This window comes from Sphingobacteriaceae bacterium GW460-11-11-14-LB5, from assembly GCA_002151545.1.
Classification (GTDB): Bacteria; Bacteroidota; Bacteroidia; order Sphingobacteriales; family Sphingobacteriaceae; genus Pedobacter.
Genome location: CP021237.1, coordinates 63,428 through 84,632, shown reverse-complemented (window position 1 = coordinate 84,632; position 21,205 = coordinate 63,428). Strand labels below are relative to the sequence as shown.

Sequence of the window (21,205 nt, the reverse complement as noted above, 5' to 3'; positions counted from 1 at the left end):
TTGAAACTATCTACTAAACTCACTTTATTTATTACCGGATCTAAACTTGCCATTGTAGGTCTGTTTATTCTATTGCTCCCTTTTCTGATCCGGCAGATCGCCTCTAACTACACCAATTTTTCACTTCGGAACCAGCAGAAAAAAGTAATCCAAAACATCAATAAAAAAGGATTAGATTATTACTTCGAAGGGGATAACAGTTATGGCAGCTACACCATGCTTAAAGATGAATATATTGCACTCGAAACGGTAGCGCAAACCCTGAAACTAGATACCATACGCGACACCAAACGTATTGTAGAGCAAGATACCATTGCTTATCGGGTACTCAGTTTTACCTTTAAAAAAAATCAAAAAAACTACCTCCTTGAAATCGGTAAAACCACTGCCAGCATTAATCTTTACAATGATGCATTACAACGTTTTGCCTTATATGTGCTCATCATTCTTATTGCCTTAAGCATTATTATAGATTTGATTTTTACCCGGCAGCTAATCAAGCCACTTGGGCAGATTATTAAATTAAGACTAAGCAATAGCCGGTTCCCTTTTAAAAAGAAACATGGCCATATTAATACCAGTACACAAGATTTTAAATACCTCGATCATTCCCTTATTTCATTAATGGACCAGATTAATGAGGCTTTTGAAAAGGAACGGGAATTTACCGCGAATGCTTCGCATGAGTTTATGACCCCCATTAGTATTTTACAAAACAAAATGGAAAACCTGCTTACTGAAGAATCAGCATCCGAAACAGTACAGGAACACATTGTGGATATGATGAAAACACTGGAGCGGTTGAAGAAAATATCGCGATCGCTTTTACTTATTTCAAGAATAGAAAATGAGCAGTTCTCTAAACAGGAAGAGATAGCACCGCAAGTACTCCTGAATGAAATAGTGGAAGAAATAGGCCATAGGCTCGAAGAGAAAAACATTCAGATCGACATCAACCTCAGCCATAATCAGCGTTTAAGCCAGATCAATCACGATCTTTTATTTCAGCTTTTTTACAACCTCATTAACAATGCCATTAAGTTTAACAAAGAAAATGGAAGTATACAGGTTGCTGATCTTATTGAAAAAGGTTATTATTCCATTCAGGTTAGCGATAGTGGCCAGGGTATTAAAGCAGAAGATATACCGCATGTATTTGATCGTTTTAAAAAAACCGGACATGCCGAAAATACCGGTTACGGATTAGGTCTTGCCATTGTTAAAAGCATAGCCAGCTACCTTAGCCTAAAAGTTCAGGTGAGCTCAATACCAGGGGAAGGAACAAGTTTTAAAGTGGTTTTCGAAACAGCACAAGGCGGAAACGAAAAGAAAGCTAAGGGAGCAGATGAGGTTTAATGTCCTCATAAATCAGGGTGTTAGATCAAATTTTTTACCGAATAAAACAGCTATTTTCTTCCTTTTTTCCAGGTAGTTTTTCAAATCGTCACCCGAATTAAACTGCATTTGTTTACCATTACAATAAAACGGTCTTCCGTATGTACTGCTATAATACGATTTATAAATATTGATCACTTCTTCACCATTATATTCATACAAAACAATACCATTCATATCAGGATAATTGGCAATATCCTGAAATTCGTTTTTAAGCCAGGCTAAATTCGCTAAAGGATTTTTTGTTCCACAGGCGGTGGTATTTTGATCATAAGAAACATCCTTTTTTTTACATCCGATCATGCAGGTTAAAAGCAGTATGGATATGATTTTTAGTTTCATTTTTTAATAATGGCTTGTGGTCATCTTTTTGGTTAGCTATTCTGATAAACGAAGATAGTCATTAGTCATTCTTTTTCAACAAAATAGCGACTGAAAACCCCTGCAAACTTTTAGCCAATTGAAAATAAGTGTAATAAGCACTACCTTCGAATATGCCATTATTAAAAATGCATCATCAAGAATTCGAAGCTCCTGAGGAACTGCAGGACACGATAAAATGCTTTTGGTACAACAGAAGAGTATCTGGAGCGCAACTATCGGGTTTTGAAGTTATACCTGATGGTTATGCAGAAATTATTTTTCATTTTGGCGGCGGATGTAGCATTTCGGTTAACGGAGAATTGCAGCCTTTACCCTCCCCTTTTATGATGGGTTTACTTAATCAGCCGGCCATATTTTACACGAAAAACCGTTTTGAAATCATTGCGATCAGGTGTTTTCCATGGACGGTGTTCGATTTACTCGATCTCCCATCCGAAAAACATGACTTACATCTGTTCGAACACCCCATCGCCAGGCTTCAGGCTGAGCTGAATGCATTTGTTATTGCCGGCCAGATAGATGAAGCTGTGGCAAAGGTTAAATCGTATTTCTTACAGGCCAGGGCGCAGCTTGCTCCCAACAGCATGTTATTCAAAGCCGGGATGGCGATGCAGGAAGCAAAAGGCACCATACCCGTGAGCGAGGTTGCAGCCGCAGCCCATGTAACCGTACGTACACTGGAAAGAAACTTTAAACGATCTTCCGGCCATACCGTGAAAGATGTATCCGGCCTGATGCGTTTTGAACAGGTGCGTAATCAATTGTGGCTTGATCCGGATGCCAGTCTCGCCAGTTTGGCACATGAGTTTGGTTATGCCGATCAACCCCACCTCAGCAGAGAATTTAAACGTTACAGCGGCACCAGCCCCGCAGCATTCGCCCGGAAAGCCAAAAAAGGCAAACAGATATTAAGCAATGGTATGCTTAACCTCTCATCCTAACCTCATCTAGCGATTGTCGCGTTTATACAAGCCTAATACCCGGGCATTCCAGAATTTTGTGTTTTAATCATACGATATGAACACTACACATTCAAATAAAATTCTCGAACGCCCAGATGCCTTTTACGATGTTATTATTTCAGGCGCTGGTCCTGTAGGTTTGTTCCTGGCCTGCGAACTGGCTTTAGCCAAATGTTCGGTACTGATAATCGAAAAGGCAGTGGAGGCGCACTCACCTTTAAAACAGCTTCCCTTTGGCATCCGGGGTTTATCGGCGCCAACCATTGAAGCACTTTATCGCCGTGGTTTGCTGCAAGAACTTAAAATACATCAACACCTTAAAAACCCACATCAAAATGCCGTTCAGGGACCCCGCCGACAGGCAGGGCATTTCGCTGGCATTCCATTTCACGATGGCGATATTGATAGCACACAATGGAAATATCGCCTGCCAGGTTCTACACCTACCAGTTTAATTACGGAAATGGAGGAGCTGGAAACCATACTTTCCCTGCGTGCAGAAACCCTGGGCGTTGAAATTAAACGAGGTTTTGCCGTTACAGGCTTCCATCAAAGCAGCGAAGGTGTAACGGTACAAACTGCTGGTCAATCTTTCGAAAGTAAATGGCTTGTGGGTTGCGACGGAAGCCGAAGCGTGGTGCGTAAGACTGGCGGTTTTGAATTCGCGGGTACTGAACCCGAATTTACCGGTTACTCAGCTAAAATAGACCTCGCCAATCCAGAGTTGCTTAAACCCGGACGAAACGTAACGCCAACAGGCATGTACATGCAATCGCAGCCGGGTTACCTGGCCATACAGGATTTTGATGGCGGTGCATTTCATGGTTCGGCCAAGGCCATTACGCGCGAACATTTGCAAGAGGTACTGCGCCGTGTTTCAAACACCGATGTCACCATCAGTAAGCTCCATATTGCCAGCACCTGGACCGACCGGGCAAGGCAAGCCACAAGCTACCGTAACGGACGCATACTTTTAGCCGGCGATGCTGCGCACATTCACGCGCCTTTAGGCGGACAAGGGCTTAACCTGGGTTTGGGCGATGCCATGAACCTGGGCTGGAAGCTCGCAGCCACTATCCACGGAAAAGCGCCTGAAGGTTTACTGGATAGTTATGGTACAGAACGGCATCCCATTGGTGCGCAGGTACTCGATTGGTCGCGCGCCCAGGCAGCCATTATGAAACCTGAACCTAATGCCCGCGCTTTACATGCCATTATTACTGACCTGATCAATACCATTGATGGTGCCACCTATTTTGCGGGCAGGGTTTGGGGCGTTTCTACCCAAATTAATCTCGATGGGAAGCATCCACTGGTTGGATGCAGTGTTCCTAATTTTGAATTTGAAGATGGGAGAACCATTGGTGAATTGATGCACAGTGGCCGGGGCATATTGCTCGATTTTGACCAAAATACTTCACTCAAAAAGTTGGTTAATGAATACAACGACCAGATCGATTATATTTCGGCAACTGCAAAAAATCAACTGGGCCTTTGCGCGGTATTGATCCGCCCCGACGGGATTGTTGCCTGGGCTACTGAGCATGATATTGATTACAGCGAGCTGCAAAAAGCAATGGCACAATGGTTTGTATAAAAAATCAGCATTTTGATTAACGAGGTTGTACCATAATTAGTTACAAATATTATTTTTTCCGCTCTCTGCCGCGGGGGCATGGTACTTTGGAGCGCCAAAGTACCCAAAGCGCTTTGTCAATCCGGCAAGGTGGCTTCTCACTGCCCCAGGCTCATCAAAAAAACAGCGGCACTTCGTTTTGTGTTCAAGACCTTAATAGGCTGGGAATCATGATTATGGAACACAAAACCACTGCGCTTAAGGTTTGGTAGTGCTATTTGTTCTATTCTGCAACTGTTTTTTTGATTTTTCTGCCACTTGGGATTGACGAAGTTCTTCGGCAAAGCCTAAACTTTATTAACGTTGGTTAGCAAAATGCATAAAAAACCCAAATCAAAAGATGGGTACATACGATAGAACCTTTCGGGGAAGCAATCTTACAACGATCGCTACCATCGTACGCATTAAGATTGCTTCGTTTATCGCAATGACGACCTTTCTCTAAGGATCTGTCAATGCAAGCTAGCTTAAATACGTTTTAAAGTGTTTCGACTACTTGTCCCGATTCTTCGGGAAGCTCAACATGACAGCATTTGAGGTAAAATCACCTTTGTGATACATCCTCATTTTCTTTGGGATATTTCAACAATCCTACTCCATCTTAAGCCAGGTATAGCCTTCTGCCTTGATTTTGATTTTAAGTTGAATTTTATTTGCCGCATCTACCACATGGCTTGTTTTCTTTCCGGCTTCATCGGTTACAAGCACATTACGGGTTAAACCTGCATAATACAAAGGAACCGATATTACCCTTTCGATATCCTGATCTAAAGGATTATAAAGCATTAACAACCCCTTTGTTTTCAGACTTGGGCTTACATGCAAAATGCCATCCCAGTCTCGGCCATCGGCCCTGCGTAAGTGGATAATGTCGCTATTGAGAATTTCGCGGTATTGTTTGTACCAATTGATTACACCTTTTACGGTTTCTTTGGTGGCTTCGGTATCATACAAACGAGGCCCACGATAACAGGCCTGCACCCCTGCCCCATAATATTGCATCATCAATTGTTTATAGTCTTTCAGGTGATCGGCGAGTGGCTCGAGCACGGCTTCAGCTCCTCCTCCCTGATAAGCAGTTAGTGGCACAAAACCCCAGCCCATACTTGGTGTTTTCTCCCAGGTCCCGTCAAAAATATTCTGTCGGTTCAGGATCATCTGGTTAGCCCTTGGCAACGAAAAGTTCACCTCACGATAGCCAATTGCAATTTTATTGGTACCGTCTAAAAAGTACCAGTCTGGTGCATTGATGTAAATTCCCCTTTCGCTTAACCAGTGGTAAAGTTCTTTTTGGATTTCCATTTGCGTCCATTGGCTATCGGCCAGCCCTTTGTGTCCCGGATGCGTGGTCGAAGCACATACATCACCAGGGTAAGGCCCGTCATTTTCCCAGATATCGAATCCTGTTCTTTGAAAAAAGTATTTGATTTTATCGCGGTAGCTCAAACCCCATTTACTGCCAAAACATGGTGCATGACCAAAAAAGGCACCTCCGGGTTTTCCCGTCAGCGGACTAATCACATCATCTTCATCACTAATTCTCCGGGAACTAAAAAGCGAATAACCGCCAATCTTTATATTTTTAGCATGGGCATATTCGGTCAGGTTTTTCCACTTTTGGATATTAGCCGCAGTAGAATCTTCCATATTCAGGTGGCTTCCAAAACTTAAAATCAGCGCTTCGTATCCGGTTGCCGCACACTGATCAATGGCGCTCTTTACCTGCTGATCGTTTTTGCTCACCAGGTGCATAAATATTGGATTTTGAGTTGTCCATGGTGCAATCATTCTATACATTTTACGAATGGCTAAACCTCGTCTTTCCCGATCGTAACCATCCATTAAAAGTTCATTGCTGCGGATAGAACTGAATACTTCACCAGCAGCCAGTTCAACATTCACCCCTTTATCTGGGTATACTTCCAATAAACAAGGGGTGGTTTTATCGTAATTCACCTGCGAGGTATAAAGGCTATCGGCTTTCCAATGTGTGCTCTGATCACTTAAACTGTACTTCATGGCATTGTTAAAAGCAAAATTACTCTCAATATAAATACCATGTGGCGTTTTCATTTTATCGGTACTGCCCACAACAGCGCTTTCCTCTTCCACCACGCCCAGGATTTCATTTACCACCTGTTCAACCTTAATAGCAGCATTCGTTTTATTCTCTACGGTAACCCATTTGGTCATCAGCGGAATTCCGTCATACAACGCATAATTTACCTTAACCAGCACACCGTTTAGTTTAGCATCTGCACTTTTATAGGTAAAAGTTAGTGTTTTGCCTGTTGGATTTTTCTGATTGGCCGTCCACATGGAGCCCGGTTTCCATTTGATAAACTGGGGCAATGCCATGATTTTATAATCCTGGAACTGAAAATCACCTTCACTGGCTCTCAAACTTCCAAGCATGCCCGTGGTGATGTAGGCATTCTCTTTCTGGCCATATAAACCGCCGATATTGTATTTTTTACCATTAATGCTTACCTGGGCTTCGGGCTTAACTGACCGGAGTAACTGCTCGCCGGTACTCAGATTACGAAGATCGGTACAGGCCACATTTGGCGATAACCGGAATACCCGTTTAAGGAGCCCATTGCTTAAAATAAGGTCTTTTTGATCTGCACTTTTAAAAACAGCTGCAACGTGGCCTTCTCCATGCACCAGCCAATCAACCGTGCTTAAATGATCCTGGCTGCTTTTCCAAACCGGCATTTGCTGGGCGAAGGTTTCGGTACATCCAACAGTTAAAATGAATGCAAACAGCAAAATAATGGCTTTATAAAATGTATTGGTGCTGCCCGTCGGCAATTTGGTTAGTTTTCGGGCCGTTATACTTTTCAGCCTCCTTAGTTTCAGCATATTCTTTGTTTCGGTTGTGCTAAAATATGGAAATTTTACGAGCGTTTAATGTCTGATCAACAGATCGATTGAAACGCCCAAAAGCACTAACAAAATTCCAAATATGAACATGCCCAGGCAGTAAGCAATCATTGCCTTTACATAGTTTACTACTTTTTTCCCGTTAAAAAACTGTGCAATGGCCCAGGTACTGTAGGCTGCCGCGGTAATACCCGAAACTTTCATTAAACTGATTTTGCTAAGTCCTTCGGCAATGGCAAAAACAGAAATGATTAACATGCCAATGCCCATTACAAAACACAGGAGGATTAATATTTCGAAAAAGTTGTAGTTATATTTTTTAAAAAACAGTTTTAACCACAGGGAAATACAAACACCCATTAAAATATTGGCATAACCATAATGGCCCTGCACCCAATCGTAAATTAAACCAATACTTGTTTTTTTTACCTCTTTAAATTCAACATAACCTTCTTCAATATGGAAGAAATGACTAATTACCGTATAAATTAACGAGCAGACAATGATAAATATAACAGGTTTCACCAATCGGCTCCGGTTATCGGCAATGAATGTTCTGATGTTTAGTCCGGGCCTGATCAGCAGTTCTTTTACCGTGAACAATATTCCTTTTTCGAAATGTAAGATATGTTGAATTTCATGCAGGATATAATGTGCATCTACCCTTTTAATCTGCATGGGCTGACCGCAATGGCCGCAAAAATTAGTGTTAACGGTTTGGTTACAATTTTTACAGTTCATGGTATTGGGTATCATAAAAAACTATTGATTGGTATGTGGCATAATTTGATTTTTAAAGAAATAAATACCTGTCCAGGCGATAAACCGCTCCATTACCTGAATAAATAAAATAAAATTTTGCCTTGAGCAGAACCAATGTGAATACGAAAACCAAACCCAATATGACGAGCACGATTAAAGCGCTCTTTAAAGCCAGTTTACGCTTGTTTAGTTCTACAAGGTTTAATTCGGGGTATTTTTTCATGTTCAAAAAATGTTCGCTGTAAAAGTGAGTACAAAAATATTTTCAAAGGCTACACTTTAGTGTAAATTTGCGATTAAGCCATCCCCAAAATGAAAGATCCGATTACCTCCGCTTTGCTGACTAAGAATAAGGTTGAAAAAGTATCAGCCGAAGACCTTCTCCAGCAGCAAAATTACATGGAAGCGATAAAGGCTTTTGCGCGTTTAACCTACGAAAGCGTATATGTGATCGATTACGAAAAAATGGCATTTGAGTATGTTTCAGAAAACCCCTTGTTTTTAGGTGGTTATTCGCCCGAAGAAGTATTGGGTCTGGGTTATGAATTTTATTTTAAAAATGTTCCTGAAAAGGATCTCACCTTATTGAGCCTGATTAACGAAGCCGGATTCGATTTTTTCGCAAAACTGCCTGGCGGAGAAAAAAAACACTATAGCATTACTTACGATTTTCATCTGAAAAACCAGGAAGGTAAATCCACGCTGATTAACCATAAACTGACCCCCTTATTTTTAACCAGTGAAGGGAAGTTGTGGAAAGCGATGTGTATTGTCTCCATCTCGCACCATCAGCAGGCGGGTAATATCTGTATTTACAAACAGGGTACCGATGAGCTGTGGGAACTCAATATCGAAAATAAAATCTGGCAGAAATCAGCGAAACCAAAACTAAGCCAAAGGGAAATCGAAATTTTGCAACTGCACGCCCAGGGCTTAACCATTAATCAAATTGCCGAAAAAATATTTGTTGCCCCCGATACCGTAAAATATTACAGGCGAAGGATTTTTGAACGGCTGGAAGTGAGTAATATGGTTGAAGCGCTTTCTCGGGCGGTTAACAGCAAGATGATTTAATTAAGTGGCAAAGCAAACAATAAGGCCTTAACCTAAAAATGCGCCCAGCAATTTAACCTGAACGCATTACTATTTAACAATGCTAAAATAATTTTAAAGGTCTAGGATCGCCAGCGTTTCGCCCTTAGGAAGCTCCCTGGCGGTGTACTGGAGGCTCAATTCGCGGTTGGCATTTTTCTTCTCCAATTGCAGCAGTTCTTTTACGGCTATCGTCATATTCAGATCTGAACCGGTAGCATTGGCAAAAGCCCATTTTTTCAGCGTATTTCCTTTATCATCTTTTAAAAAGATAATCCGATCGGTACCTACACCCTTTCCGGTACAATGCCTGTAATTGATCCGCAACTGATCGCTTTCTTTAGCCGCATCCAGTTTAAGCATTCTTAAACTCAGGGGCTGGTTTACAGCCTGCTTTAAAATGAGTTTGTTGTTGAGGAAAATTTCGTAACTGTCTAACCCAAATTTAGCGGTAAAACCAAGGGTGGTAAAACACAGGGTAATCAGCGCAAACATCTTAATAAACGCCTGATTGAATTTGATTTGTTTCATGTGACACGTTTTTAGTGAAAAATTTGATTCTTTCTACACAATATTAAGTTATTGGGAAGGGCAAGAGAAAAATAATAGACGAACAACCAGAATAATAGATATCAGTCTTTTTATGATTATATTCATCTACTATTTATGTCGTTTGTCGATATAATTTTGCGGGCTAAATACTTTTCGTTTCCTTTATCATCAACGGCATTAACCGTACCAACAACTCATCATTACCTAAAAATGGACACACTGGACAAACCGCTTAAACTGCCGTTTTCTAAACGCAGCGTTTCATTAAAATATGTTTTGATTCATGTTGCGTATTGGTTGCTCATTACAGGATTCTTTATTTATGAGAAAAAGTACCTCATCTATAAAGCCAGCATGCCCTACTTTGTGGCCTGCGTAAGTGGTAGGATTGTATTGCTGATGATCATCGCGTACCTTAATCTCCATTACTTTTTACCCAGATTTTTGCTTAAAAAACGATACTTCGCCTATTTTGGATGGGTACTCATTTCGGTAATAGGGTATTTAACCGCTCAGAGTCTTTTCGATTATTATTTATATGGTTATGTGGTAGGTCCCATGCGCAACAGCCACCTCATGGAGAGCTTATCATACAACTTTTTTAGTACACTATGGTACCTGGGTTTAATGCTCGCCCTAAAACTAAGTATCGACTGGTATGGCCAGCAGCTTATTATCCAGAAGATAACCGTAGAGAAACTAAACGCAGAGCTTAACTTTCTCCGTGCGCAGGTCAACCCACATTTCCTGTTTAATGTATTGAATAACCTCTATGCACTAACCCTTAAAAAATCGGAGCTTGCCCCGGATGTTGTACTTAAACTATCAGAGATGATGGAATATATGTTGTACGACAGTAATGACGAAAAGGTATTGTTAGAAAAAGAGATCAGTTATCTTCATAACTATATCGAACTCGAGCGATTAAGGTTTAGTGGAGCGGCCAATATTGTGCTGAACAGCGATGCTACCCTTAATGGAGAGGAGATTGCACCACTGTTACTCCTTCCACTCGTAGAAAATGCCTTTAAACATGGACTCAGCAAACAAACTGAAAGCAGCTGGTTAAGGATAAATATCGGATTGAAAGGATCAATATTGTCTTTCCTGATCGAAAATGCCAAACCATCTTCAATAAGCGACAAAAGGAATGGAGGTATAGGCCTGATCAATTTGCGAAACCGGCTCGAACTACTTTACCCCAATCAACATCAACTGGAGATTGAAGATAAAAACAACATTTTCAGCGTCAAATTGATCATTGAACTGTAGATTAAACCATTAAAAAACATGCTAAACGTTATTGTTATAGATGATGAACCTCTTGCCCTCGAAATATTGGAGGGTTATCTGAAAAGAACTGAAAATCTGTATTCGGTATCGTTGTTTAGCCATGCTGGTGAAGCTTTACATTACCTGGAAAATAATAAGGTCGATGTATTGTTGCTTGATATCGAAATGCCCGAAATGACAGGAATTGAATTCCTAAAACGTTTATCAGAGCCGCCGCTTACTATTTTTACCACTGCCTACCGCAACTATGCCTTTGAAGGATTTGAGCTTGGGGTAATCGACTTTTTACTTAAACCGATTTCCTTCCCCAGGTTTTCGGCTGCAATGGATAAAGTAAAAGATTTCCTTGCGCTTAAATTACAAGATCACAAATTGGAAACGGATGCACCCGAGCCCGGATTTATCTTTGTTAAAAGCGGGATAAAAAGGATTAAACTTTATTTCGATCAGATTACGCATATCCAGGGTTTAAAAGATTATGCTATTATTCACACACCAATAGAAAGGATTGTGATTAAAGGCTCGATAAAGATGGTACAAGAAATGTTCCCTGCTCCGCTTTTTATTCGCGTACACAAATCCTTTCTAGTTGCCCATAAGGCAATTAAACGGATAGAGCACAACAGGATCATGATCGGCACTCACCAGATCCCGATCGGGCGGAACTACCGCGAAACACTGGAGCAAAAGATTAATTTAAGCAGATAAAACTTTGGCCGGGATTTGCTATCCCAACCAAAGTCCCGTTTTATTGGAGATCGCATTAAGCATTCAATCCGCCGTCGATTGTTAAAAACGAACCGGTAATGTATCTCGCTTCTTCACTTGCGATAAAGCTCACAAATGAGGCAATATCTTCTACTGTACCGTAATCTGGCAAGGCCATACGGGTTCTCAGAAAATCGGCCAATGGTGCATCAGCTGGATTCATATCCGTATTAATTGGCCCGGGCTGAACCAGGTTTACCGTAATTTTTCTGGCACCAAGGTCGCGGGCTAAACCGCGTGTAAAACCCTGAAGTGCCGATTTGCTCATGGTATACAATGTGGTTTCAGGACCAACAGCATTATCGCCCATGTTGCTGCCAATGGTAATGATGCGGCCACCTTCGGGCATAGCTTTTACAGCTGCCAAAGCAGCTACAAAAACCGCCTGTACATTAACGGCCATAATTTCGTTATAATCTTCAAGGGTATGTTCTTCAAATGCTTTGCCAATGTAAATACCGGCATTGTTAACCAGCACATCGATACGGCCAAAATCGGCGATGGTTTTAGCCACGGCACCCGTTACTTCACCGGCTATGGTACTGCTTGCTTTTAATGCAACCGCAACTCCACCGGCAGCTTCAACCTCAGCCACTACCGCCAACGCTTTTTCAGCTGAATGGGCATAAGTAAATATCACTTTTGCACCTTCTGCAGCTAACCTTTTTACAATCGCTGCGCCAATGCCACGACTTCCTCCTGTTACCAGCGCAATTTTATCTGTTAATTTTTTCATGTGTATTTTTTAATTTTTCTGCTAAAGTAAAAGAGATACTTTACATTTGCAGGTAAGCAGCAAATTGTTAGGTACTAACAAAAAAGTAAGAAATGAGAAAAGAAACATCAACTAATGCTTTGAACGAAAAAATGATGATCGACAGCTGTGGCATGTCTTCATCACTGGCTGTAATTGGCGGAAGGTGGAAACCTGCAATATTGTGTCGCCTTTCTTATGGCACCATGCGTTATGGCGAACTTAAAAAAGACATTATTGGCATATCAGAACGGATGTTAGTGGCACAGTTAAGAGAACTGGAGAAAGACCAGATCATTACACGTGTTGTTTTTCCGGAAGTACCACCAAGGGTAGAATACCGCCTGACTGATTTGGGCCGTACCATGAAACCGATGCTGGATGCGATGTCTGACTGGGGCAATATGTACCGCGAACAGATCAACCAAATGCAAAATTCATCTGCTTCAGTAGTGCTGGATAAGTAAGCGGAAATCTGGTGAACCTGTGATCTTTTTAAGACTATACTGCTTCCCGATTCAAAAAATTTTAATAAAAAATAACATGTTGTTTTTCGACTGACAAACAGCTGTCATAGTGCGGATATAACTTTGTTTTATTAAATGAATATCACATCATGTCAGCAATTATGATTACTAAAAACGAATTACTACAGCATTGGTTAGGCCACAGAAAACTAACCAGAAAAACCATTGAAAAATTTCCAGAAAAAGAATTATTCGAATTTTCGATCGGTGGAATGAGGCCTTTTTCTGCCTTAATTAAAGAGTTATTATCAATTGATGTTCCTGGTTTAAAAGAAATGGTCACCAGAGAAACATCGCCATTTAGTCACGATCTTCCGCTGAATACCAAGGAAGAGATCCTAACAAAATGGGATGAGGATACCCCAAAAATTGTGGAATACTTTAACCAGATCTCCGAAGATCAGCTTCAAGAAACCATTAAGTTATTCGGGCAGTACGAGTTTACAATCATTAGCCACCTCTTGTATTTCATTGATAACGAAATACACCACCGCGGCCAGGGTTTTGTGTATTTAAGGGCCTTAGGTATTGAGCCTCCATTTTTCTGGGACCGTTATTAAAAAAAGCAAGAGGCTGTATCATAAAGGCTATTTCACCTCAGATACTGTCATGTTGAGCCTGTCAAACACCTTACGAGGTATTTAAATAAGTCCTTCGACAGGCTCAGGATGACAATTCTATATTTATGATATAGCCTCTTTGTTTTTTAATCTCTTTAAACCAGATTCCATTATCTCAACCAGTTCATTATTCAAATGGGCTGGTTCTATAATTTCGGCTACATCAACAAATTTAACAAACCAGCGCACGAAAGAAACTTCAGAAAGAGAACAGTCGAAGTACATGACCACAAAATCATCTGAAATTTCTTCGCCTGTAAATCCGAAAATCTGTCGTTCCCAATATAAAAAATGCGCATACTTCCGGTCTACCCTGATTTCGATTTTCAGCATATTTTCGGATAGGCCTTTATCCCTGAATTCATTAATTGGCGGGTGTGTAATGGTGAAACTTTCTTCGAGTATGGAAACTTTTTTAATCCGGTCTAATCTAAAATTGCGGTAATCTTTCCTTAAATGGCAATAGGCTAAAAGATACCAAAGACTGTGTTCGTAAAATACACCGATTGGTTCAACAGATCGGCTAACCGCATGAATATCTCCACTTTTGAGATAATTGATATGGGTTATTTTTTTCTTTAAGGTACTATTGAGTAAAACATCAATAATATTGGGCAGATAATCTTTAGATTTTAAGTCGTTTTTAAGATGTACGGTATCTTCTAAATGTAGAAAATCTCTTTTTTGATTTACCTGAAACGAACTTTTTATTTTGATCAGCGCGGCTTCGAAATGTTTTTTAACAAAGTCGGTTTCATGTTTTTGCATCACTTTTTCGGCAACCATTAAACTGAGAATTTCTTCCTGGCTAAACCTCGATGGTTGCAGCCTAAATCCTTCCATAATCGAATAACCAGATCCTAATTCATTTACGATCGGAATACCGGCAATCTCCAGGGCTTTTAAATCCCTGTAAATCGTTCTTAAACTGATTTCGAACCGCTTTTGTAATTCATCTGTAGTGACTACGGATTTTGATTGCAGCAGAAAAAATATCTGTAGTATCCGGTCAAATCTTTTGGTAATATCCATTTTTAAAATGTAGGTATTTACATTAACAGTAATTTAGATGGTTTGCACGCTAGCGGCGAAATGGCTTTGGCAATACGTTTTCAGATGAAGAATTTACGAGTTCCAGAATTCTGTTTTGCCGGGTTTCTGTTTTTTTGGCTAGCACAATCCATTGCAGGAGGGATTTTTTAACCGATTTACTTAAGCCAAGAAAAAAAATCTTAGCGTCTTTTCTGGTTTTAAATTCTGTAGCTAAATCTTTAGGTATTTTAAGTGTTTCAGCTGCATCTAAAGCTTTCCATGAGCCGTTTTGTTTAGCTTTTTTAATGGCTTTTAAGCCTGCTTTGGTCATCAGTTCTTGTGCCAATAGTCGCTTTACCTTTTCCTTATTAATTTTCGACCAAACGCTATTGGGTTTCCGTTTACTGAAAAACTGCATAAACGTCTTCTCATCTATCGTTTTTTTTGTACTGTCTATCCAGCCGAAACAAAGGGCCTCATCTACAGCTTCACTCCAGGTAATGCTTGGCAAACCCGTGCCTTTCTTGCTATAAACAAGCCAAACCGACGATTTAAGCTCATGATGCTCAACTAACCAGTTCCGCCATTCATTAATGCTGCCCGGGCAAAAAGTTTCTATATCTTTTCCTTTGTTTTCTACCATTTCGCAATCAATAAAATAATTTTGATGAAACAGATTGCCCTTAAATTATTTTAAATGATGGGACAAATTTAGCAGCCTCAGTGACAACCCTATGTCAGTGTGGATTTTAATTTTTTAAAAAATTTTGGATAATACCTGATTTAAGCTTCAGCTAAAACATGCTTTAACGTTTCCAATTGCCAGGTACGTTCGGCTTTTATCCGGTTTAAATCATTTTGGAAAGCCAGGCCAATGGTTTTAATGGCATAATCAGCGCATACCATAGCATGTTCTCTCATGTGCCCAACAGCTACTGCCTGACCAGCAGTTCTAATCGCATTTGTCATTACTGCTGTGCTACTTGTGCGGGCAAGCGCATGAATTTTGAAACCAGCCTGTCTAACCTCATGAACACTTGCTTTTCCCGCTTGCCAACGTTTATTTATTTCGAATCCGGTTTCAATAATGGATAAATTTATATTTTCGTCCGGCACAAAGGTTAATACATTTTTGGCACAGCTGATTGCCCACTTTGCTAAAGCCACCTGATCTGTTTTCTCGTAAAGGTGATCAATTTCAGCCCTCAGTTCCCGATCATCAACTATTTTAATTTTCGATATGGTTGCCATAAATTTTTAAGGTATTAAACCATTCTTTATTAAGCCTGAGGCAGCTCGCCTTCTTTGTCTGGATAATGCAGGTGTACATCCTGACGTGGAAAAGGAATGGAAATATTATTGGCTTTAAAGGCTTCCGAAATGGCCACAATCAGGTCGCTTCGGGTGGCATTCGCCTCACGGATGTGTTTCGCCCAGAAATAAATTCTTAAATCGATGGTACTCGAGCCAAACTGTTCGTACTGTATTACCGGGCCAGGGTTTTTGTTAATCCGCTGCTCTGCATCTAAAACTTCGCCGATTACACGTCTGCATTTCTCCAGATCGGCATCATAGGCAATTCCCAATGTTATCGATACCCTCTTCCGGTTTCCGGCCAGCGACCAATTAACGAGATGTGAATTTAAAAGATCGCCATTAGGCATCACTACATCTGCCCCATCCCAGGTAGAGATTACGCTGCTTCTGAAACCAATTGATTTCATTGTTCCTCCCTGGCCATCAACATCTACAATATCGCCCACATTTACCGGTTTTTCAAAAGCAATGATCAGACCACTCACCAGGTTATTCACCAGCGTTTGCAAGCCAAAACCAATACCAACACCAAGTGCGCCAAGTACGATGGTAATCCGATCCATCGGGATACCTGCCGCTGCAATGGCTAAAAATAAGCCAATGCCCAGGATAAAAATCCTAATCAATAAAATCCAGCTGCCCAGTCCGCGTTTTTTTTGCTTGCTATCTTTATCAACCGCTAAATGCTCATCAGATGCGAAGAAAGAAACGATTTTAGATACCAATACCGAAATAGCCATAATGGCCACAAACAATACTAAACCATTAATACTAAAGGTATAATTACCGAGTGTTCTGTCCTGGCTAAAGAAATTACCAAGTGGTTTTGCCAGATATTCGAAAGCAGGAAAGTTCCTCCCCATTAAAATGAGCCAGCCAAATACCAGCAACGCATAAAGTAGTAATGGCGCTTGTTTTCCTACGCGCTCAAAATTAAGATAGAAAAGCTTTTTGTCCTGAACGGTATATACATCGAATGCCAGTAATAAACCTTCATTAATAAACCTGACTACCCATAAAAAAAGAATAGCGACAACCACATTAAGATAACCGCCGATAAAAAGTGTTTTTGCCAGGTTATAGCGACCAAATATATCGGCCAGAACGGCAAAGATTTCGAGGATGACCATAAAACTGATAGAATAGGTAATCCATTTTTCTCTGAGTTCCTGTTGCTTTTTCTGGAGGAGTATGATAAGCCCTGACACTACGCCTGTAACAGCGGCAATTAATATCAACCAGCGTTCTGTTCTGGAAGCCTGTAAAATCAAATTATCAGCCGAAGCCAAAATAAAAAACAGCACCATAACAGCCCAAACACGGAGCCAGTACTTAGAAATATATCCTTTAAAAATGATGGTTAGGCAAACGCACGAGATTAACCAGAAAATAACACTGAGGATAAACGGAGGCGATATAAAAATAAATTGAAAAAGACTGAGCACCAGTAGTATTGCAGATGCCAGCGGGTAGCGCAATACAAGCTGACCTTCAAAATCTGCTTTTAAAAGTTCCCTTGCGGTATAGATCCGTTTCAATGAACGCAGGTAAATAAACGAAATGGCTGTCAGCAAAACCAAGATGAGTAGTTTGCCTGAATTATTTTCGGAATAAAAGTTTAGCGTGAGCAGACCTTTTATTTTGGAGAAACTTAAAATTTCGCCAAATGGCCTGTAAAAACCCACGGGTTGCCAAATATTACCGAAATCCCGTCCAAGGACATTGTAAGCCATTTTACGTTGATAAATATCGATTTCATCCAGGCTGACCTGAAGGCTCGACACTTCTAAATTAATCTGGTTCAGAAGTGTCTGAATATTTCCGCTGGCCTGCTTAAGGGCTGTATCAATGGGTGCTATTTCATAGGCAACTACGGCGATTTTTTTTAGGTATCCCGCCAATTCCAGAGAATCTGCTGGAAACTTAAATAACGCAGGCACGCTCGAAAGAGAATCTAAACGATAACGGAAATTATCAAGTTCCTGTTGCCGCAAATCAAGACTTGTTTTCCTTACTTTGGCTTTATTAAGCAGTTCATTTATAATTTTTGAAGTAGCAGTAAGGTTTCTAAAAGTTTGCGAGGTTCCTTTATTGGTAAAAACACCATCTCCGGCAAGCATAAAATCTGCCTTGATCTGCTCCAATTCAGTTTTTGTCCCTACAGTATCCACACTGGTTTTCAGATACATTTTTGCCTTTTGCATAACTGTTCTGATTTCATCGAAGATTTTGGTCTGCACAAGTGTAGCTTTATCGGCATCGAAGTCACTTTTACTCTTGATAGCCGACCTACGGCCAAACTCCTGCATTTTGGCCACAAAACCTTTTTTTGTAGTATCGGTTAATGCACCAAGAGGTGAACTGTCTTGTTTTTGAGCCCGAACGGCAAAACAGATCAGCAGGAAAATACCTGTCAACAGATAAAAACGATAAATTTTCAAAGGCATAAATAAAATGAACTTAATCAATATTACAGAAAATGCCCCATAATTCAAACAGCGAAACCAGTAAAATACTGTTCCTACAATGAAACCGTAAGGCCGAAGTTCCAGCCTAGCCAACCTTGAGTGCCATTTTTAAAGCGACGATGCCAGGCAGGAGCCACTTCTTTTTGATCTGTTTCACCAGGAATTGCCTCGCCCTTTACGTAATACGAATAAGCTGGTCCGGCAAAAAAAGCAAGCCTCGACAAAACATTAAACTGCAGGTGTGTTTGTAGCCTGTATAGGGTATTTGCTTCTTCAACACGGCCAGGATATATCGATTGGATGGTGCCCTCAGCGGCCACGGAGAAGCGTTTGTTTAAGATAAAGTCATGACCAAGGCCTAATCCAAAAGTAAATAGCCGGGCAGTATCTGAAAAATTTTTACCCGCAATTAATAAGGTGTATAGATTGGCATTTCCGGTTTTAAAAGCGATGTTGGTATTGATTAGCTCATTGCTATACACGGTTATTTTACGGTAGCCATTATCGGATAAGTTGATTAAACCGATACTAACCCCTGAGGAGGAATCAGCCAGGTTAACCACGCCAAGCTGAAAACCATCCATGTTTTGAGCATGGTTAACCAATCCGGAAAGCTGCATACCCTTTAAACGCCCCGAGGTTTTATTCAATACCCCTGCCAGCTGAACGCCAGTGGTATTCTTACTCACATTAATCAATCCGGCTACCTGCGCTCCTTTAACATCTTTACCTGCGATGTTGCCTGCCCCGGCCAATTGCAAACCCCTGACATTACTTTCTACTCTGTTTAACAAACCAGCCACCTGTACTCCATCCATATTGAGGTTTACATCATTGTATGCCCCCGACAACTGCGTACCTTTTACCGATCCGCCTACGACATTGAACAAACCTGCCATTTGAATCTTTTTAATATCCCCTTTGGTTAAGTTAAACACACCAGCGATTTCAAAACCATTTGTTCCGGCGGTATAACCACCAAGGATATTTAACGATGCTTTGTTCACAACACTGGAGCTCATACTACCGTGCGAGCTTAAGCCAGGCGTAAACGATGCCTGAAAAGGCGTCTGCGCTAAAAAATCGGGGATATTCAGGTTTTGGATGCGTTGCTTTGATGAAAGCAAAAAACGCCATATTCCCCTTCCGCCAAAAGTATTGGAGAAAAATGCACCTTTCTCTTTATCCGGATCTTCGTATTTTCCGGGTTTTATATTGATATCAGCCAAAAAAACCAGGGCGGTATCGCGATAGGTTTCTTTACTTGCCGTTAAAATGACACCACTGTGCTCGCCTCTAAAACGTAATGTAAAATAACCACTGTTATCTGTAAGCGCAGCCTGAAGCAGTTTTTTTTCGTAAACACTGGCCTGCTTCACTTTATTCCCTGTCCTGGTATCAACCACATAACCGCTTATTGCATATTCATTGTCGCCATTAGCAATATGTTCCGCTTCTATGGTTAAATGATTTACAGCATAGCGTAAAATAATATATTCGGCATTTTCTTTATAATCTACCTTACCATCAAACAGATGATCTAAAACCTCACGCACCGGCACATTTCTCACATTCAGGTTCACCAGACTATCCTGCCTGAACAGCACACCATTATAAGAAAAATAAAATCCGCCGGCTTTGCTTAACATCTGCAAAACATTGCCAACCTTTTCTTGCTTAACATTCAGGCTTACTCCTTTTGACAAATTCCGTCTGTAATCGACCGTAGTAACCTGCGCGCTACAATAGCCCGAAATAAAGAGCAATAAAATAATTAGTCTTGTCTTCATTATTTTTTATCAGACAACAAAATGGTGTTGCCGTTACGGGATAACTGTAAATTTAAGGTTTGGCAGATAATGTAAAGGTTCTGGTTGATCGATCCCATTTTTAATGTGGTATTGATGGTTAAGCCCTTAATCTTTTCATCCAAAGTGATGTTGCTTCCATAGGCCTCATTCAAGGCATTTACCAGTTTGGATAAAGCAATGTTATTCGCCTGGAACAAGTTGCTGCGGTAATAGTTGTAAAGCTGATCGGTACTTTGTTCTTTTACCAGTTTACGGGTATTGCCATTAATGATAATTTTCTCGCCTTTATAAAGTTTAATCACATCATTGGCCAGACAAACCTTCACAATGCCGGTTTCTACATTAATTTCAGTATCCTCTTTAAGATGTTTAATGTTGAATGAGGTACCCACTACTTCTACACTTATCTTTTCGATATCGATTACAAAAGGATGTGTTTTATCTTTCGCTACATCAAAAAACACATCACCCTGTTCTAATTTCAGTTTTCTGTTGTTTTTAAAGTTAGCGACATAACTTATTCTGGTATTCTTGTTTAAGGTAAGTGCTGATCCATCAGGTAAGGTTTCCGTACGAACCTGAGCGGTAGCGGTGAGTTCAGTATATTTTCCCGGACCATATAAACTGTAGGCGATCCATCCGCCCAGGGCAATAAACAATACCGCAGCAATCCTTAGCCACACTTTACCGGCATTTAAGGGCCTGATGTTTTCCTTCTGTGGTTTTAAATCTGCTCTTCTCGCCTTAAAACTTGTCCATGCCTGCTCTTCGTCCCTCTTGTTTTCGTTTTTTAGGGTGTTGCTTACCTGCCAGATGGTTTCCAGCTCCGAGAAATGTTTTTTGTTGGCTTCGGCAGCATTTAACCACTTTTCTACCTTTTCGTTTTCTTCTTCAGTACTTTCTTTTAGAAGAACCTTTATCAATAATTCATCAGTCATGCGCTTCT

General features: G+C 40.7%; 20 protein-coding genes. 8 read left to right on the top strand and 12 right to left on the bottom strand.

Annotated elements, in window-relative coordinates; genetic code table 11:
* Nucleotides 1-1,356, top strand: coding sequence for a two-component sensor histidine kinase (locus CA265_00365; GenBank protein ARS42834.1), 1,356 nt, complete (start codon nucleotides 1-3; stop codon nucleotides 1,354-1,356).
* A 12-nt stretch (nucleotides 1,357-1,368) separates the two neighbouring features.
* On the opposite strand, the gene CA265_00360 is transcribed toward CA265_00365, so the two are convergent.
* The gene (locus tag CA265_00360; protein ARS38222.1) at nucleotides 1,369-1,698 is read right to left on the bottom strand and encodes a hypothetical protein; all 330 of its coding nucleotides are present in this window, start codon (nucleotides 1,696-1,698) and stop codon (nucleotides 1,369-1,371) included.
* A gap of 206 nt (nucleotides 1,699-1,904) precedes the next feature.
* Here CA265_00360 and CA265_00355 point away from each other — a divergent pair, with 206 nt between their 5' ends.
* Both CA265_00355 and CA265_00350 read left to right on the top strand, forming a co-directional pair.
* Nucleotides 1,905-2,720 (top strand): AraC family transcriptional regulator, encoded by an 816-nt coding sequence (locus CA265_00355; GenBank protein ARS42833.1) that lies wholly within the window; start codon nucleotides 1,905-1,907, stop codon nucleotides 2,718-2,720.
* A 76-nt stretch (nucleotides 2,721-2,796) separates the two neighbouring features.
* Nucleotides 2,797-4,338, top strand: coding sequence for an FAD-dependent oxidoreductase (locus tag CA265_00350; protein ARS38221.1), 1,542 nt, complete (start codon nucleotides 2,797-2,799; stop codon nucleotides 4,336-4,338).
* 630 nt (nucleotides 4,339-4,968) lie between these two features.
* Here the strand turns inward: CA265_00350 and CA265_00345 are convergent.
* From CA265_00345 to CA265_00335, 3 genes are all read right to left on the bottom strand, one after another.
* Nucleotides 4,969-7,095 carry an alpha-galactosidase gene (locus tag CA265_00345; GenBank protein ID ARS42832.1) on the bottom strand — a complete coding sequence of 709 codons (2,127 nt, stop codon included), beginning with the start codon at nucleotides 7,093-7,095 and terminating at the stop codon, nucleotides 4,969-4,971.
* Nucleotides 7,096-7,287: 192 nt separating this feature from the next.
* Nucleotides 7,288-8,004, bottom strand: coding sequence for a hypothetical protein (locus tag CA265_00340; GenBank protein ARS38220.1), 717 nt, complete (start codon nucleotides 8,002-8,004; stop codon nucleotides 7,288-7,290).
* A 52-nt stretch (nucleotides 8,005-8,056) separates the two neighbouring features.
* Nucleotides 8,057-8,248, bottom strand: coding sequence for a hypothetical protein (locus CA265_00335; protein ARS38219.1), 192 nt, complete (start codon nucleotides 8,246-8,248; stop codon nucleotides 8,057-8,059).
* 89 nt (nucleotides 8,249-8,337) lie between these two features.
* Here CA265_00335 and CA265_00330 point away from each other — a divergent pair, with 89 nt between their 5' ends.
* Nucleotides 8,338-9,099, top strand: a complete 762-nt coding sequence (locus CA265_00330; GenBank protein ARS38218.1) for a helix-turn-helix transcriptional regulator — start codon at nucleotides 8,338-8,340, stop codon at nucleotides 9,097-9,099.
* 93 nt (nucleotides 9,100-9,192) lie between these two features.
* On the opposite strand, the gene CA265_00325 is transcribed toward CA265_00330, so the two are convergent.
* The gene (locus CA265_00325) at nucleotides 9,193-9,648 is read right to left on the bottom strand and encodes a hypothetical protein (protein ID ARS38217.1); all 456 of its coding nucleotides are present in this window, start codon (nucleotides 9,646-9,648) and stop codon (nucleotides 9,193-9,195) included.
* A 231-nt stretch (nucleotides 9,649-9,879) separates the two neighbouring features.
* Here CA265_00325 and CA265_00320 point away from each other — a divergent pair, with 231 nt between their 5' ends.
* Entirely contained in the window at nucleotides 9,880-10,941 is a 1,062-nt protein-coding gene (locus CA265_00320; protein ARS42831.1) for a histidine kinase, read from the top strand.
* Between the two features lie 18 nt (nucleotides 10,942-10,959).
* Entirely contained in the window at nucleotides 10,960-11,670 is a 711-nt protein-coding gene (locus CA265_00315) for a DNA-binding response regulator (protein ID ARS38216.1), read from the top strand.
* Between the two features lie 55 nt (nucleotides 11,671-11,725).
* Here CA265_00315 and CA265_00310 read toward each other — a convergent pair whose 3' ends face one another.
* Entirely contained in the window at nucleotides 11,726-12,466 is a 741-nt protein-coding gene (locus CA265_00310) for an oxidoreductase (GenBank protein ID ARS38215.1), read from the bottom strand.
* A 92-nt stretch (nucleotides 12,467-12,558) separates the two neighbouring features.
* On the opposite strand from CA265_00310, the gene CA265_00305 reads away from it, so the two are divergent.
* On the top strand, nucleotides 12,559-12,951 hold the full coding sequence (locus CA265_00305) for a transcriptional regulator (GenBank protein ID ARS38214.1): 393 nt from the start codon (nucleotides 12,559-12,561) through the stop codon (nucleotides 12,949-12,951).
* Between the two features lie 149 nt (nucleotides 12,952-13,100).
* Complete coding sequence (locus CA265_00300) at nucleotides 13,101-13,571, top strand: damage-inducible protein DinB (protein ARS38213.1); 471 nt, start codon at nucleotides 13,101-13,103, stop codon at nucleotides 13,569-13,571.
* Nucleotides 13,572-13,694: 123 nt separating this feature from the next.
* Here CA265_00300 and CA265_00295 read toward each other — a convergent pair whose 3' ends face one another.
* The 6 genes from CA265_00295 to CA265_00270 form a co-directional block, all read right to left on the bottom strand.
* Nucleotides 13,695-14,663, bottom strand: coding sequence for a hypothetical protein (locus tag CA265_00295; protein ID ARS38212.1), 969 nt, complete (start codon nucleotides 14,661-14,663; stop codon nucleotides 13,695-13,697).
* Between the two features lie 49 nt (nucleotides 14,664-14,712).
* Nucleotides 14,713-15,306 (bottom strand): hypothetical protein, encoded by a 594-nt coding sequence (locus CA265_00290; protein ARS38211.1) that lies wholly within the window; start codon nucleotides 15,304-15,306, stop codon nucleotides 14,713-14,715.
* Between the two features lie 140 nt (nucleotides 15,307-15,446).
* Complete coding sequence (locus CA265_00285) at nucleotides 15,447-15,914, bottom strand: hypothetical protein (protein ID ARS38210.1); 468 nt, start codon at nucleotides 15,912-15,914, stop codon at nucleotides 15,447-15,449.
* Nucleotides 15,915-15,943: 29 nt separating this feature from the next.
* On the bottom strand, nucleotides 15,944-18,289 hold the full coding sequence (locus CA265_00280; protein ID ARS42830.1) for a mechanosensitive ion channel protein: 2,346 nt from the start codon (nucleotides 18,287-18,289) through the stop codon (nucleotides 15,944-15,946).
* A 212-nt stretch (nucleotides 18,290-18,501) separates the two neighbouring features.
* Nucleotides 18,502-20,238: a hypothetical protein gene (locus CA265_00275; GenBank protein ID ARS38209.1), complete on the bottom strand. Its 1,737-nt coding sequence runs from the start codon at nucleotides 20,236-20,238 to the stop codon at nucleotides 18,502-18,504.
* A complete protein-coding gene (locus tag CA265_00270) occupies nucleotides 20,238-21,197 on the bottom strand; it encodes a hypothetical protein (protein ID ARS38208.1) in 960 nt (319 codons plus the stop codon). The genes CA265_00275 and CA265_00270 overlap by 1 nt, the downstream gene beginning before the upstream one ends.
* Nucleotides 21,198-21,205 lie beyond the last annotated feature (8 nt).

Bases quoted from the DNA above. Each gene is read 5' to 3' on its own strand.
- CA265_00360 (ARS38222.1), bottom strand. From the start codon at position 1,698: ATGATCGGATGTAAAAAAAAGGATGTTTCTTATGATCAAAATACCACC.
- CA265_00355 (ARS42833.1), top strand. From the start codon at position 1,905: ATGCATCATCAAGAATTCGAAGCTCCTGAGGAACTGCAGGACACGATA.
- CA265_00350 (ARS38221.1), top strand. From the start codon at position 2,797: ATGAACACTACACATTCAAATAAAATTCTCGAACGCCCAGATGCCTTT.
- CA265_00345 (ARS42832.1), bottom strand. From the start codon at position 7,095: ATGCCGGTTTGGAAAAGCAGCCAGGATCATTTAAGCACGGTTGATTGG.
- CA265_00340 (ARS38220.1), bottom strand. From the start codon at position 8,004: ATGAACTGTAAAAATTGTAACCAAACCGTTAACACTAATTTTTGCGGC.
- CA265_00335 (ARS38219.1), bottom strand. From the start codon at position 8,248: ATGAAAAAATACCCCGAATTAAACCTTGTAGAACTAAACAAGCGTAAA.
- CA265_00330 (ARS38218.1), top strand. From the start codon at position 8,338: ATGAAAGATCCGATTACCTCCGCTTTGCTGACTAAGAATAAGGTTGAA.
- CA265_00325 (ARS38217.1), bottom strand. From the start codon at position 9,648: ATGAAACAAATCAAATTCAATCAGGCGTTTATTAAGATGTTTGCGCTG.
- CA265_00320 (ARS42831.1), top strand. From the start codon at position 9,880: ATGGACACACTGGACAAACCGCTTAAACTGCCGTTTTCTAAACGCAGC.
- CA265_00315 (ARS38216.1), top strand. From the start codon at position 10,960: ATGCTAAACGTTATTGTTATAGATGATGAACCTCTTGCCCTCGAAATA.
- CA265_00310 (ARS38215.1), bottom strand. From the start codon at position 12,466: ATGAAAAAATTAACAGATAAAATTGCGCTGGTAACAGGAGGAAGTCGT.
- CA265_00305 (ARS38214.1), top strand. From the start codon at position 12,559: ATGAGAAAAGAAACATCAACTAATGCTTTGAACGAAAAAATGATGATC.
- CA265_00300 (ARS38213.1), top strand. From the start codon at position 13,101: ATGTCAGCAATTATGATTACTAAAAACGAATTACTACAGCATTGGTTA.
- CA265_00295 (ARS38212.1), bottom strand. From the start codon at position 14,663: ATGGATATTACCAAAAGATTTGACCGGATACTACAGATATTTTTTCTG.
- CA265_00290 (ARS38211.1), bottom strand. From the start codon at position 15,306: ATGGTAGAAAACAAAGGAAAAGATATAGAAACTTTTTGCCCGGGCAGC.
- CA265_00285 (ARS38210.1), bottom strand. From the start codon at position 15,914: ATGGCAACCATATCGAAAATTAAAATAGTTGATGATCGGGAACTGAGG.
- CA265_00280 (ARS42830.1), bottom strand. From the start codon at position 18,289: ATGCAGGAGTTTGGCCGTAGGTCGGCTATCAAGAGTAAAAGTGACTTC.
- CA265_00275 (ARS38209.1), bottom strand. From the start codon at position 20,238: ATGAAGACAAGACTAATTATTTTATTGCTCTTTATTTCGGGCTATTGT.
- CA265_00270 (ARS38208.1), bottom strand. From the start codon at position 21,197: ATGACTGATGAATTATTGATAAAGGTTCTTCTAAAAGAAAGTACTGAA.